A 12,512-nucleotide genomic window follows, 5' to 3' on the forward strand; every position below is an offset into this window, starting at 1 on the left:
AAGGACGGGCACGCGGTTAGAGGCGCGCGATGCGCAGCTCCGTCGCCAGGATGCCCTCCGCGCCGACCGCCGCGAGATCGTCCATGACCTTGTTCGCGTCGGCGCGTGGGACCATTGCCCGAACCGCGACCCACCCCTCGCGCGACAGCGGGGAGACGGTCGGCCCGGTGATGCCGGGGGTGATGGCCGAGGACACGTCGAGGTTGTCGCGGGCGACGTTGTAATCGATCATCAGGTAGGTCTGCGCGTTGAGGATCCCCTTAATGCGCTTGATCACGACGTCGTGACGCGCATCGAGCTCGAGCCCGTCACGCTTGACCACGACCGCCTCGCTGCGCGTGATCGGCTCGCCGAACGGAACGAGGCCCTGCTGGCGCAGGGTGGCGCCGGTGGAGACAACGTCCGCGATGACGTCCGCGACCCCGAGTTTGATGGAGATCTCCACGGCGCCGTCGAGGCGGATGACCTCGGCGGGCGTAATGCCACGGGCGGCGAGGTGGTCCTCCACGAGGTGCGGGTATGAGGTTGCGATGCGCTTTCCCTGCAGCTCGTCGACGCCCCATTCGCGGCCCCGGGGCGCGGCGAAGCGGAAGGTGGAGCGGCCGAAGCCGAGGGGAAGGACCTCCTTCACCTTCGCGCGGGAGTCCAGGTACAGGTCGCGCCCGGTGATGCCGAGGTCGAGGTGGCCCTGGGCGACGTAGATGGCGATGTCCTTCGGGCGCAGGTAGAAGAACTCGACCCCGTTGTCCTCGTCCGGCACGTTGAGGGCCTTGTGCATACCGCGGCTCTTGTACCCGGCTTCGGTGAGGACCTCCACGGCCTTCTCGGACAGGGATCCCTTGTTCGGGACGGCGATCTTGATCACGGCGGCGCTCCTAGAGGTACTTGTAGATGTCGTCCGGGGAAAGCCCGCGCTTGAGCATCATCACCTGCGTCCAGTAGAGCAGCTGGCTCATTTCCTCGGCGAGCTCGTCATCGGACTGGTACTCGGAGGCGATCCACACCTCACCGGCCTCCTCGATGATCTTCTTGCCGATGAAATGCTCCCCCTTGTCCAGGGCCTCGACGGTTCCGGAACCGGCGGCGCGCTCGCTCGCTTTGCTGGAGAGTTCGGCAAAAAGGTCATCGAAGTTTTTCACGGGGGATTACTCTAACCCATCTGCCGGCGCGATTCCGCGGAACCACGACGCGACCGCGGCCGCGTCCGCCCCCACGAAACGCGCCGGGTCGAAGGGCGTGGCCCCCTCCGGTACCTCGGCGGCCAGCCCCAGGACGCGGCATCCGGCGGCGGCCGCGGCGCTCATCCCGGCCCAGGAGTCCTCGAAGACGAGGCAGTCGGCGGGGTCCTCCCCCACGCGGCGGGCCGCCTCCAGGTACATGTCGGGGGCGGGCTTGGCGTGCGCGACCTCGTCACCGGTGATGGAACCGGCGAAGTATCCACGCCCCACCGCGTCGATGCAGGGGTCCGCCAGCTCGCGCTCTGTGTTGGTGGTCACGAGCATGGGCACGCCCGCGGCGTGCAGCGAGGCCAGAAGCGGGCGCACACCCGGGTTGGGTTCCAGATTGCCGGAAAGAAGCTCACCCATCCGCCCGTACATCCACGCGCGGTAGCGCTCGTAGTCTCCGGGCGCGAGAGTTCGCCCTGCGTGGTCGGCGCAGATCTGCAGGGTGTTCTCAAAGCTGCCCCCGATCGTTTTCGCGCGCACCTCCGGGGTCAGGGGCCGCCCGAGCATGTCAGCCAGCTCGTAGGTGGCAATCCCCCACACCGGCTCAGTGTCGATCATCGTGCCGTCCATGTCCCAGAAGACGGCGCGGGGCCCGGCGCTACTCAAACTCGGGGAGATTGTTCAGCGCCTCGTCGTCGGCGCCCGTGGCGGCGGCCGCCCGGTGGACGAGCGACTCGATGTCGGCCTTCTCCTCCGGTTCGAGGACCGCGTCCGCGTGTTCGGCGTTGAAGTCGGCGAGGTTGGCGTAGAACGGGGCGACCACCTTGTTCAGGCTCTCACCGTCCGGGTCGTCGCCGAGGAGCTCGAGGGCGTCGAGGAACATCTCGAGGAGCTTCTTCAAATCCGGCAGGACCGACGGGTCGAAGGGCTCGTCCCACAGCTCCTTGTCCTCCTCCTGCAGGTAGGAACCGGAGGCGAAAGTGGTCAGGTCGGCGATGAACTCGTCGATGTCATCCTGGAATTGGGCGCGGATACTCATGCGTTCATTGTGCGCGACTTCGCGCCCGCATGCACGCCGAGCAGGCCGTCGACAGCCGCGGCGACGATTCCATCGTTGTCGCCCCCCGCAGCGTCGAGGATCTCCAGCGCCCGCGGGGTGTCGAGGTCGTCGGCGAGGGCCGCCCGCAGCTTGTCGACGGTCTCGAGCGCGCGTTCCCGGTCCACGTCGGCGGACAGGGTGGCCCGCAGACGGGCGAGGCGCGACTCGGCGTCGTCGAGAAGCGACTGCGAGAAGTCCCTGTCGCTGCGGTAGTGGCCCGCGAAGAGCGCGAGGCGGATGGCCGAGGGATCGTGGCCACGGGCGGTGAGCTTGTGCACGAAGACGAGGTTACCCAGCGACTTCGACATCTTTGTCCCGTCGAGGGCGATCATGCCGGAGTGGACGTAGTGGCCGGCCATCCGCGGAATGCCGTAGGCGGCCTCGGCGTGGGCCGCGGAGAACTCGTGGTGCGGGAACGCCAGGTCCGAACCGCCGCCCTGGATGGAGAAGTGCCGGCCGAGACGGTTCGTGGCGATGGCCGAGCACTCGACGTGCCAACCCGGGCGGCCGGCCCCGAAGGGCGCGTCCCAGGAAGGTTCACCTTCGCGGGCGCCCCGCCAGACGAGGGCGTCGAGGGTATCGCGCTTTCCCGGGCGGCCGGGGTCCCCACCGCGCTCGGCGAAAAAGGCCTCCATCGTGGCGCGGTCCAGGTTGGACTCGTAGCCGAACTGCCGCGTCGCCTCGATGGAGGCGTAGATGTCGCCCCGGTCGAGCTGGTAGGCGGCACCACGCTCGAGGAGGGTGGACACCATCTCCACGACCTCGCCGACGGATTCCATCGCTCCGACGTACTCGCGCGGCGGGATCACGCCGAGCGCCTCCATGTCGCTGCGGAACAGGTCGGTCTGCTCCCGGCCCAGGTCACGCCAGTCCACGCCGTCGCGCTCGGCGCGCTCGAACAGCGGGTCGTCGACATCGGTGATGTTCTGCACGTAGTGCACGCCGTGGCCGTTGGCCAGGAGCTGGCGGTTGATGAGGTCGAACGTGAGGTACGTTGCGGCGTGGCCGAGGTGGGTCGAATCGTAGGGGGTGATCCCGCAGACGTACATGCCCACATCGCCGTCCGCACCGGGGGTGACGTCGACGGTTCTGGTGCGCTGGTCCGCTGTGTCGTGGAGGCGCAGCTCCACGGGGGTGCCCGCGACTGCGGGAACGGGCGGTGTAGGCCAAGAATGCATGGCCCCTACCCTACCCAGGCCCTTAGGCGGGGCTCATGACCCCCAGCGCGAGCAGCACCATGACCACCAGGCCCAGCGGGATGCGGTAGGCGGCGAACCAGGCGAAGGAGTTGTTGGAGACGAACTTCAGCAGCCATGCGATGGAGACGTAGCCGAGAACGAAAGCGATGGCGCTGCCCACCAGCAGCTGCACCCCGGACGCGGCCTGGCCGGCCTGGGGTGCGAAGGCGTCGGGAAGCGAGAAGATTCCGGAGGCAAGCACCGCGGGGATGGCGAGGAAGAAGCTGAACCGGGTGGCCACGGCGCGGTCGAGGCCGCGGAACAGGCCGCCGGAGATGGTGCCCCCGGAGCGCGACACGCCCGGCACCAGGGCGAGGCACTGCCACAGGCCCATGATGACGGCGTCCTTCATCGTGAGATCCTCGTACCCGCGCTGCTTTCCGCCCCGGCGTTCGGCGAGGATGAAAACGAGGGAGAAAAGGATGAGCACCGCGGCGGTGATCCAGAGGTTGCGGAGGTTCTCGCGGATCAGGTCCTTGAGCAGGAACCCGAGGATGGCGACGGGCAGCGTACCCACGATGACCATCCAACCCATGCGGTAGTCGAAGCCGCGCTTGTCCTTGTTGAACAGCCCCGCGAACCACCCGGTGAGGATCTGCCAGATGTCCTTGGCAAAAAAGACCAGGACCGCCAGCTCGGTGCCGAGCTGGATCACCGCCGTGAAGCTTGCGCCGGCGTCCTCCCCCCAGAGCAGCTGCGAGACAATGCGCAGGTGGCCCGAGGACGAGACGGGGAGGAACTCGGTGAGCCCCTGGACGACGGAGAGAACGACAACCTGAACCCAGCTCATGGATTCCGCAACCTGATTCATGGGTTGAAACCCTACCCCGGGAGGATTGGGTGCGTTGCTAGGCTTGGAAGGCGTGAATGTGCCCGCGAGAAAACTCACGGTGGCCGCGGCCGCCCTGTCCGCAGCTGCGTTGCTCGCTGCCTGCCAGTCCAACCCCGCCGAGGACTCCGGGAACGGCGGCGACGTCTACATGGGCAACGCCACCGCCGCCGCCTCCCCGGCCTCCAGCCGGCCCGCGGGCACCGTCCACCCCTTTGACGCGGTGCGCGACCTCGATGCCACGGGTGATCTCATCGCGGTGCGCTCTGGCGGCGAACTCACGGTGGGCACCCTCGAAGAGATCACCTCCGGCAGGGGAAGGAAGCACACGCTTGACGACGCCTGCGGCGACGTGACCGCGAACAACGGCACCTTTGTCGCCGCCTGCGGCAACGACATCAAGCTGATCACGTCCGACGGGGAGCAGACCGTCCACTCCGATTCCCCGGTCACCGCCGCCGCTCTAACCGCAAGCGGGGAAATCGTGGCTGGCTCGCACGATGACAAGACCATCCGCGTGTTCCGGGACGGGAAGCAGACCGGGGACTTCGACGCTGCCCGGGAAACCGACCGCATCCTCACCGCACCCCGGGGCGGCAACCGCGACGACGCGGTGGTGCGCCTCAACAACTTCGACACCACCATCCAGGACCTCGACTGGAAGGACGGGCGGCAGGGTGGCACGCTGCGCGCCGGGCTCGGGGTTGGCGGAGTCGCCGCGGGGCCCCACGGTCTCATCCTCGCCGCGGACGCCACCGGGGGCCAGCTGCTGGTCTACAACACGGACGACATCATCCGCCTGCAGATGAGCGCCCCCGTCGGCCAGAGCCCCTGGGCAGTTGCCTGGGACAACCCGAAGATGCTCGCGTGGGCATCCTCCACCGCGACCAACACCGCCGAGGGTTACTCCCTGTCCACCGGCGTGCCTGTGCTGAAGGAGAATTTCGCAACGGTTGCGAACGCCCAGAGCATGGTTTCACTTCCAGACGGCACCCTCCTGCTTGCCTCCGCGAGCGGCGAGGGCCTGCAGGTGGTCACTCCCGGTGACACGACCACTTCCTAACCGAAAGGCCCCCACATGCGCCTCTACGACGCCGCCCTCAAAGCCATGTTCCTCATCCCTCCGGAGCGCATTCACGGGATCATCAGCGCGGGCCTGAGGGTGCTCCACGTTGCGCGACCCGCGGCGCGCGCAATGGAGAAGGTCGTGCGCGTCCACGACCCCGTGCTCTCCCAGGACCTCTTCGGGGTCCACTTCCCCGCCCCCCTGGGGCTTGCGGCGGGCTTTGACAAGAACGCCTCGGCCGTCGACGCCTGGGGGGCCGTCGGATTCGGCTACGCCGAGATGGGCACCGTGACTCCCCGCCCCCAGCCGGGCAACCCGGCTCCGCGGCTCTACCGCCTACCCGCGGACAAGGCGATCCTCAACCGCATGGGCTTCAACAACGAGGGTGCCCTGGCCGTCGCGATGAATCTGCGCGGGCGCAAGTCGGGCGACGTGGTGGGCATCAACATCGGCAAGAACAAGACCGCCGAGGATGCTGTTGCCGACTACCGCGCGGGCGCGACCGTGCTCGGCCCCCTCGCCGATTACCTTGTGGTCAACGTCTCCTCGCCGAACACGCCGGGGTTGCGCGACCTGCAGGCTGTCGAGGAGCTGAGGCCGATCCTCACAGTGGTCAAGGAAAGCACCACGACGCCCGTTCTGTTGAAGATCGCCCCCGATTTGAGCGACGAAGACATCGACGCAGTCGCCGACCTGGCCGTGGAGCTTGGGCTGGCCGGCATAGTGGCCACCAACACCACCATTTCGCGGGACGGGCTGAAAACCGACCCGGCGGAGGTTGCGGCGATGGGCGCGGGCGGGATATCAGGTGCCCCGCTGAACGAGCGCTCCCTCGAGGTCATGCGCCGCCTCCACACGCGAGTGGGCGGGCAGCTTGTGCTGGTGAGCGTGGGGGGAATCTCCACCCCGGAGCAGGCGTGGGAACGCATCACGTCTGGGGCGAGCCTCCTGCAGGGTTATACCCCGCTCATCTACGGGGGGCTCGGGTGGATTCGCGGCATCCACACCGGTCTGGCGCAACAGGTCAGGGCGCATGGTTTGGCGTCGATAAGCGAGGCCGTGGGCAGCGGCCTTACATGGCGCTCCGACGCAGAATAAGGGCGCAGAGAATGCCCGTGACGGCCCAGAGGATCAGCCAGAAAGTCTGGGTGACGAAGAGGGGTGTCGCGGGGAGCAGAATGCCGATGATGACCAACGCCACAGCACCCGCGAGCGCCCCCACCTGCGCGCGCGTATGGCGCTGACCGCGCACGAACGTGGCGTTCGCACCGAAGATCGCGGCCGCAACGATGATCGTGATGACCTGCGCCGTGAACGCGAACGTCGGTTCGGAGCGGAAGAAAGCGAGGGCCGTGTAGATGAGCAGGACCAGGGCGATGGCGAGGAAGGCTCCCCCCGCGCGCAACTGAACGGGGATCATTGGTTCTCGTGCCAGCCCCAGAGCACGGCGCGCCCGAGCGAGTGAAAGTAAAGGTTGAAGCCGAGAACCGCGGGGGTTGCATCCTCGGGCACATCGAGCTTATCGACATCCACCGCATGCACCGCGAAGATGTAGCGGTGCGGGCCGTGGCCCTGCGGGGGGTTGGCCCCGTAGAACGCCCGCTTCCCCGAGTCTCCCCGCAGAGTTACGGCGCCAACTCCCAGATTCTCGTGAGCACCGGCACCGGCCGGAAGCCCGGTGGTCTCGGCCGGGATATTGAAGGCGGCCCAGTGCCAGTATCCGGACGCGGTCGGGGCATCGGGGTCGTAGCACGTGACGGCGAGGGACTTGGTCCCCTCGGGAAGACTGGACCAGGAAAGCTGCGGAGAGGATGCGCTCTCGCCGGTCAGGGCCGCGGGGAGCCGTTCACCATTGACGAGATCGTCGGAAGTGAGTTCAAAGGGTGGGAGATCCTTCAGCGGAGCGTAGGGGTCGGGCCCAGGGAATCGGTGGGAGTCAAAGTCGTAGGTGGTCATGGAAACCTTTCTACCGGAAGGCGGGGGGCTGGCGGGTGCGTTTTCGTAAAAAAGCGGGCTTCACCTGGCGATTTGTGAAGTTTTAGCGGTGCCCCCTATAGTAATGCAGGTGCCCAGCCGAGAGGCTGACAACACTACCCGGCCCGGGTGGCGGAATGGCAGACGCGCTAGCTTGAGGTGCTAGTGTCCTATTAACGGACGTGGGGGTTCAAGTCCCCCCTCGGGCACAAGTCTCGGGACATCGTTTACACGGTGTCCCGAGTTTTTTGTTGCGCGGAATGCTCTGTGGCGGGTGGGTTTGCGGGTTCGGGAGTCCGCTTTGCGGACTTTCCCCGCGCAACCTCAAGGCGGCGCCCGCCGGCCTGCCTCCGCGGGCGTGCGTGCTGCTGGTCGTGGCGGGTGCCCCCCGGTAGCCGAAAACGAGTCCGCAATGCGGAGTCTTTGCGCCACGTGCCCGCGGTGCCGCCCCCCGATGTCCGCGCGGGGTCCGCATTGCGGACTTCGCGTATGCAACCTCAAGGCGGCGCCCGCCGGCCTGCCACCGCGGGCGGGCGTGCTGCTGGTCGTGGCGGGTGCCCCCCGGTAGCCGAAAACGAGTCCGCAATGCGGACTTTTTGCGCCACGTGCCCGCGGTGCCGCCCCCCGATGTCCGCGCGGGGTCCGCATTGCGGACTTTTCCAGGCAGCTTCGTGGCTGGTGCCCCCCGGCGGCCGAAAACGAGTCCGCAATGCGGACTCTTTTACGGGAACGCCCGGCTACCCCCCTAGCGACTCCCACAGGTAGAAGCTGCCGATAGCGACAAAGGCGAGACCCGGCAGGAAGCGGATGCCCGCGATTCGCGCCAGGGGTGAGACGGCGGCGGCCCGGAGAGCAACCGACATCGTCGCGAACGTGACAGCGGAGACCCCGAGGAGGAGAACAAGCATTCCCCCTTTGTGTGCGAGTCCGCTGTAGTGGTTCATCAGGGGGGTGAAGAAAGACGTGAAAAACACGAGGGCCTTGGGGTTGGAGAGGTTGGTCATCAGCCCGAGGCGCAGCGCACTGCGCGAAGATACCGGGCCGGTCTCCAGGGATGTCCCCGGCACCGGATCTCCGTCTCGCCGGGCCGCATCGCGGAGAGTGATGATCCCGAGGAGAACCAAAACGCCGGAGCCGAGGACGGGAAGGGCAAACGACAGCGCCGGCACCGCGAGGAGAAGCGCGGAGATGCCCGCCAGCGAAACGAGGGACCAGGTGGCGACGCCAAGAGTAGCGCCGAAGGCCGTCGCAAAGCCTGCCCGATATCCGTGGCGCGTCACCTGTGATCCGATGGCCACGATGTCCGGGCCGGGAATGGCCATGATTGTGGCCCAGCTGAGGATGTCGGCCAGCACGGGATCTCTCTTCGTCGGGGGCGTCGGGTAGCTTAATTGTGCCGGACCCCGAGAACGGTTCAGAAAGGAGGGTCGCCATGCAGAATTTTTCCCCGCCCCGGATCCTCCTCCTCGCGGTGGCCGCCGCCGCGTTTCTCGCCGCGTGGCACTCTCTTAGGGTCCCTCCCCTGTCCGTGCTGCGCGAGTGGTCCGATCAGACCGGGGCCTGGTTCCCCGTTGTCTTCTGGCTCCTGTACGTGTTAGTCACCCAATTTCCCGTCCCGCGGACCATCATGACGCTCTCGGCAGGGGTGCTTTTCGGCAGCTTCTGGGGTGTCGTGCTCGCGATTACCGCCACGACGGCCTCCGCGACCCTCTCGCTGACCATTGTCCGGGGTCTCCTGCGTGACTGGATCGAGCCACGACTCACCCACCCGTCCCTCGAGCTCATCAACCGCCACCTGGAGCAGCGTGGCTGGCTCGCCGTCGCCAGTCTCAGGATGATCGCGGCCGTTCCGTTCTCCATCATGAACTACGCGTCAGCGCTGACCCGGGTGGGCGTCGTGCCTTTTGCCGCAGCGACGTTCGCCGGCTCGCTGCCGGGGACCATCGGGACGGTCCTCTTCGGGGACACGCTCACGGGTGAAGCCAACCCAGCCGTCCTTGCGCTAACAATCATCCTCGCCCTCCTGGGCCTCGGGGGCCTGCTTCTCGACGCCCTCCTGCCCACGCGCCGGGAAACGGCTGGGCGTGGCGGGTCAAGCCGTGCGGGTTAACCGTTAATGTCTTTCCCATGATCGCCGTTCACGCCCGCTACCGCGGAAGGGAGAAACGACGCGCCGACGTGGTGCGGCGCTCCGCCGAGGCCCTCTCGACCCTGCCGGGCGTGGGTGCGTTCGAGGTGGTCGGCGTGGAGGACATCCGCGCCCACGTGGAAGACCCCGAAGCCGCGCTTAGCGTGATCATGGCTCTCCTGTCTGACGGCAACTGGGCCATCGGCCTTGGTATCACCAACGAGGGCGCGGCCCTCTACGCCGCGACGGACGCCGCGGGAACGCGGCCCGCGACGGTGGCCGTCAAGGTCGACGCACCCGACGCTGGGACGGACGCCGATGACATCGCAGCCGCGCTGGCCCTGCTTGGCCACGTGGTGCACAAACGCACCCTGGAGGGGCGCGAGGCCACGGCACTGCTGCGCAGCGGATTGAACCAGAACGAGGCGGCGGCTGAGCTGGGCATCACCAAGCAGGCGATGAGCCAGCGCCTCCGCGCCGCCGGCTGGCGGGCGGAGCAGGCCGGCTGGAAACTGGTTCTGAACCTGGTTACTCGGGCCGCGGGGCGCTGATCCCGCGCTCGGGTCCGGCCTCCGCGATGGCGTTGGAGGCGACTGCGGTCGGGTCCGGGTCATCCACGTGCTTGTTCGCCACCGCGCGGGCCTCGGCGAGGGCCTTGGCCAGTTCGGGGTCGGTGGAGGTGTCGAACCACTGGTCCGTGTCCTCCCGTCCGGCCATGTCGCGTGTGGCTTCGTCGACACGCCCCGGCTCGTAGCGGAAGACGCCGTCGTCGTCCTTCTGCGCGAAGGCCCTGGCGAACTGCTCGAGGGAGTCGCCGAAGGTGGAGGGGATCATCCACATGGTCGCGGCCTCGTTGTCCGCGATCTTCGGCAGCTTGTCCAGGTACTGGTACGCGAGGAGCTCAGGTGTCACACCGGAGGACTTGATGGCCGCGTTGACCTTCTGGATCGCCCGGGCTTCACCCTGGGCCTCCAGGTACTTCGCCGCGCGCTCGCCCTCTGCGCGCAGGATCATCGCCTGGCGCTCCGCCTCGGCGTTGAGGATGGAAGCGTGCTTCTCGCCCTCAGCGGAGAGGATGCGGGCCTGCTTCTCGCCCTCAGCGGTCTTGATGTCGGACTCGCGCTTGCCCTCTGCGGTCAGAATCATGGCGCGCTTCTCCCGGTCCGCCTTCATCTGGATCTCCATGGACTGCTGGATCGACGGCGGCGGATCGATCGCCTTGAGCTCGACCCGGCTGATGCGCAGGCCCCACTTGGCGGTGGCGGCGTCGAGCTCCCCGCGCAGCCGGCGGTTGATCGTCTCGCGGGAGGTAAGGGTTTCCTCCAGGGTCATGCCGCCCACGACGTCGCGAAGCGTCGCCACCGAGATCTGCTCCACGCCGACGAGGTAGTTGTCCACACCGTAAATGGCCTTTGCGGGGTCGGTGATCTGGAAGGTGACCACGATGTCAATGGCAACCGTGAGGTTGTCCTGGGTGATCACTGCCTGGGGCGGGAAGGAGACGACGCGCTCGCGCGTGTCAACGCGGGCGCGTACCCGGTCGACGAAGGGGACGAGCAGGGTCACTCCGCCGGAGACGGTGCGGGTGTAGCGGGCGAGGCGCTCGATCACGGCGGCCTCACCCTGGGGGATCAATTTGATGGAGCTGAACAGTACCGCCACCACCAGGATGACGATGGCCAGGGCAATAAGTGAACCCATCATTAGTCCTTCCAGACGACCGCAACCGGGCCGTCGATGTCGGAAACGGTCACGGTGTCACCCGCGGGGATGGCCACCGCGGGGTCGAGGGAGCGCGCGGACCAGATCGAGCCATCCAGCCGGACCTGTCCGCCGCCCGGGGTGATGCCTTCGATCACCACCGCCCGCGTGCCGACGAGGGCGCGGGGCGAATCGTCGTAGGAGGTGGGCCGCAGGAAGCGCTTGTGCAGGTAGGGCCGAAGGAAAAACCAGAACACCGCTGATGAGACGGCGAAGACCGCCACCTCGGCACCAAGGGTCAACCCGGCCAGCGCCGCCGCGGCTGTGGTGAGCGCCCCTGCCGCGAGCATGAGAAAGGTGAATTCTCCGGCGGCCAGCTCGAGACCCGCCAGTACAACCGCTGCGATAAACCAGATGAGTGCTCCCACAGCACCAGGCTACATGTCCTCCTTGCGCAGATCCGGGTTCGTGACAAAGTCGATGAGGCGCTCGACGGCCCCGATGAGCGTGTAATCGAGGTCGCGGAAGCTCGACACCGACCCGTAGACCCGGCGCCACCCCTCCCTGGGGTCGGACCAGCCGAGGCGGGAGCACACTCCCGTCTTCCAGTCCTCCCCGTACGGCACCTCCGGCCACGCGGGGATACCCACACTGGACGGTTTCACGGCCGCCCAGATATCGATGTACGGGTGTCCCGTGACCAGGACGTGGGGCCCGACGTGCTCCACGAGCCTCGACTCCTTGGTCCCCTCGATGAGATGGTCGGCCAGCACACCGATGCGGCGGCCGGGGCCGGGCCCGAACTCCGCCAGGCGCTCCTCCAGGTTGTCCAACCCCTCGAGGTACTCCACCACCACGCCCTCGACCCTGAGGTCGTGGCCCCACACCTTCTCCACGATGGAGGCGTCGTGAATACCCTCCACCCAGATCCTGCTCGGCATGGCGACCTTGGCCGTGACGTTTTCCACGCGCCGCGAACCCGAATTGGAGATGCGGGGAGTTTCGGCGGGCTTCTCCACGTATCGCGTAAGTGTGACCCGCCGCCCCTCAACCAGGAAGGCCCCGGGCAGAAGTTTGAACAGCCGCTGCGTCCCACGGCGGTCCTCCAGGCGGATGAAGTCCCCGTCGTAGGTCCGTTCGAAACCCACCACGGCACCGACGAAATCGTCCCCGACCACCTCCGCGACTATCCCGGGCTGCGCCGGAACTTGGGGGTACACCGGCGCCTTCTGCCGCGCGTGCCCCTTGAGAATGTCCCCGCCGTACCGATCATCGAAGCCCATAGTGCGCAGATTCTATCCGCTATGATGG

At 67.4% G+C, this 12,512-nt stretch carries 16 protein-coding genes and 1 tRNA gene; 5 read left to right on the top strand and 12 right to left on the bottom strand.

The features are described 5' to 3' along the window. Window positions 1-16 precede the first annotated feature (16 nt). From hisG to B3611_RS02965, 6 genes are read right to left on the bottom strand one after another with little or no spacing between them, the layout of a single operon-like run. Window positions 17-865, bottom strand: coding sequence for an ATP phosphoribosyltransferase (gene hisG, locus B3611_RS02940; protein WP_291313581.1), 849 nt, complete (start codon window positions 863-865; stop codon window positions 17-19). Between the two features lie 10 nt (window positions 866-875). Then, window positions 876-1,139 (bottom strand): phosphoribosyl-ATP diphosphatase, encoded by a 264-nt coding sequence (locus B3611_RS02945; protein WP_291313582.1) that lies wholly within the window; start codon window positions 1,137-1,139, stop codon window positions 876-878. Window positions 1,140-1,145: 6 nt separating this feature from the next. Further along, entirely contained in the window at window positions 1,146-1,832 is a 687-nt protein-coding gene (locus tag B3611_RS02950) for an HAD family phosphatase (RefSeq protein WP_349676568.1), read from the bottom strand. Beyond that, window positions 1,825-2,205 carry a hypothetical protein gene (locus B3611_RS02955; protein ID WP_291313583.1) on the bottom strand — a complete coding sequence of 127 codons (381 nt, stop codon included), beginning with the start codon at window positions 2,203-2,205 and terminating at the stop codon, window positions 1,825-1,827. The genes B3611_RS02950 and B3611_RS02955 overlap by 8 nt, the downstream gene beginning before the upstream one ends. Beyond that, a complete protein-coding gene (gene mshC, locus B3611_RS02960; protein ID WP_291313584.1) occupies window positions 2,202-3,443 on the bottom strand; it encodes a cysteine--1-D-myo-inosityl 2-amino-2-deoxy-alpha-D-glucopyranoside ligase in 1,242 nt (413 codons plus the stop codon). The genes B3611_RS02955 and mshC overlap by 4 nt, the downstream gene beginning before the upstream one ends. A 22-nt stretch (window positions 3,444-3,465) precedes the next feature. After that, window positions 3,466-4,314, bottom strand: coding sequence for an undecaprenyl-diphosphate phosphatase (locus B3611_RS02965; protein ID WP_291313585.1), 849 nt, complete (start codon window positions 4,312-4,314; stop codon window positions 3,466-3,468). Window positions 4,315-4,372: 58 nt separating this feature from the next. Between B3611_RS02965 and B3611_RS02970 the strand changes: the two genes are divergently transcribed. Both B3611_RS02970 and B3611_RS02975 read left to right on the top strand, forming a co-directional pair. Further along, window positions 4,373-5,395, top strand: coding sequence for a hypothetical protein (locus B3611_RS02970; RefSeq protein ID WP_291313586.1), 1,023 nt, complete (start codon window positions 4,373-4,375; stop codon window positions 5,393-5,395). A gap of 15 nt (window positions 5,396-5,410) precedes the next feature. Further along, complete coding sequence (locus B3611_RS02975) at window positions 5,411-6,496, top strand: quinone-dependent dihydroorotate dehydrogenase (RefSeq protein WP_291313587.1); 1,086 nt, start codon at window positions 5,411-5,413, stop codon at window positions 6,494-6,496. On the opposite strand, the gene B3611_RS02980 is transcribed toward B3611_RS02975, so the two are convergent. After that, complete coding sequence (locus tag B3611_RS02980) at window positions 6,471-6,818, bottom strand: hypothetical protein (protein WP_291313588.1); 348 nt, start codon at window positions 6,816-6,818, stop codon at window positions 6,471-6,473. The two genes, B3611_RS02975 and B3611_RS02980, sit on opposite strands and share 26 nt — an antisense overlap. Beyond that, window positions 6,815-7,354, bottom strand: a complete 540-nt coding sequence (locus tag B3611_RS02985) for a YbhB/YbcL family Raf kinase inhibitor-like protein (RefSeq protein WP_291313589.1) — start codon at window positions 7,352-7,354, stop codon at window positions 6,815-6,817. Before B3611_RS02985 ends, B3611_RS02980 begins: the two co-directional genes overlap by 4 nt. Window positions 7,355-7,495: 141 nt before the next feature. On the opposite strand from B3611_RS02985, the gene B3611_RS02990 reads away from it, so the two are divergent. Beyond that, window positions 7,496-7,581 (top strand) — tRNA-Leu (locus B3611_RS02990). Window positions 7,582-8,109: 528 nt separating this feature from the next. On the opposite strand, the gene B3611_RS02995 is transcribed toward B3611_RS02990, so the two are convergent. Continuing rightward, window positions 8,110-8,727, bottom strand: a complete 618-nt coding sequence (locus B3611_RS02995) for a LysE family translocator (RefSeq protein ID WP_291313590.1) — start codon at window positions 8,725-8,727, stop codon at window positions 8,110-8,112. Window positions 8,728-8,804: 77 nt separating this feature from the next. On the opposite strand from B3611_RS02995, the gene B3611_RS03000 reads away from it, so the two are divergent. Both B3611_RS03000 and B3611_RS03005 read left to right on the top strand, forming a co-directional pair. Beyond that, window positions 8,805-9,482: a TVP38/TMEM64 family protein gene (locus B3611_RS03000; protein ID WP_291313591.1), complete on the top strand. Its 678-nt coding sequence runs from the start codon at window positions 8,805-8,807 to the stop codon at window positions 9,480-9,482. 17 nt (window positions 9,483-9,499) lie between these two features. After that, window positions 9,500-10,051, top strand: a complete 552-nt coding sequence (locus B3611_RS03005) for a MarR family transcriptional regulator (RefSeq protein ID WP_291313592.1) — start codon at window positions 9,500-9,502, stop codon at window positions 10,049-10,051. On the opposite strand, the gene B3611_RS03010 is transcribed toward B3611_RS03005, so the two are convergent. The 3 genes from B3611_RS03010 to B3611_RS03020 are packed head-to-tail and all read right to left on the bottom strand — an operon-like array spanning window position 10,029 to window position 12,484. Further along, entirely contained in the window at window positions 10,029-11,204 is a 1,176-nt protein-coding gene (locus B3611_RS03010) for an SPFH domain-containing protein (RefSeq protein ID WP_291313593.1), read from the bottom strand. The two genes, B3611_RS03005 and B3611_RS03010, sit on opposite strands and share 23 nt — an antisense overlap. Further along, window positions 11,204-11,629, bottom strand: a complete 426-nt coding sequence (locus tag B3611_RS03015; protein ID WP_291313594.1) for an NfeD family protein — start codon at window positions 11,627-11,629, stop codon at window positions 11,204-11,206. The genes B3611_RS03010 and B3611_RS03015 overlap by 1 nt, the downstream gene beginning before the upstream one ends. Window positions 11,630-11,638: 9 nt before the next feature. Beyond that, window positions 11,639-12,484: a DUF3097 domain-containing protein gene (locus B3611_RS03020; protein ID WP_291313595.1), complete on the bottom strand. Its 846-nt coding sequence runs from the start codon at window positions 12,482-12,484 to the stop codon at window positions 11,639-11,641. Window positions 12,485-12,512: the final 28 nt, after the last annotated feature.

Source organism: Corynebacterium sp. UBA2622, assembly GCF_002339505.1.
GTDB lineage: Bacteria > Actinomycetota > Actinomycetes > Mycobacteriales > Mycobacteriaceae > Corynebacterium.

Coding starts and splice junctions, on each gene's coding strand:
- B3611_RS03000 (WP_291313591.1), top strand. CDS start 8,805: ATGCAGAATTTTTCCCCGCCCCGGATCCTCCTCCTCGCGGTGGCCGCC.
- B3611_RS02965 (WP_291313585.1), bottom strand. CDS start 4,314: ATGAATCAGGTTGCGGAATCCATGAGCTGGGTTCAGGTTGTCGTTCTC.
- mshC (WP_291313584.1), bottom strand. CDS start 3,443: ATGCATTCTTGGCCTACACCGCCCGTTCCCGCAGTCGCGGGCACCCCC.
- B3611_RS02980 (WP_291313588.1), bottom strand. CDS start 6,818: ATGATCCCCGTTCAGTTGCGCGCGGGGGGAGCCTTCCTCGCCATCGCC.
- B3611_RS02985 (WP_291313589.1), bottom strand. CDS start 7,354: ATGACCACCTACGACTTTGACTCCCACCGATTCCCTGGGCCCGACCCC.
- B3611_RS02955 (WP_291313583.1), bottom strand. CDS start 2,205: ATGAGTATCCGCGCCCAATTCCAGGATGACATCGACGAGTTCATCGCC.
- B3611_RS03010 (WP_291313593.1), bottom strand. CDS start 11,204: ATGATGGGTTCACTTATTGCCCTGGCCATCGTCATCCTGGTGGTGGCG.
- B3611_RS03005 (WP_291313592.1), top strand. CDS start 9,500: ATGATCGCCGTTCACGCCCGCTACCGCGGAAGGGAGAAACGACGCGCC.
- B3611_RS03020 (WP_291313595.1), bottom strand. CDS start 12,484: ATGGGCTTCGATGATCGGTACGGCGGGGACATTCTCAAGGGGCACGCG.
- B3611_RS02975 (WP_291313587.1), top strand. CDS start 5,411: ATGCGCCTCTACGACGCCGCCCTCAAAGCCATGTTCCTCATCCCTCCG.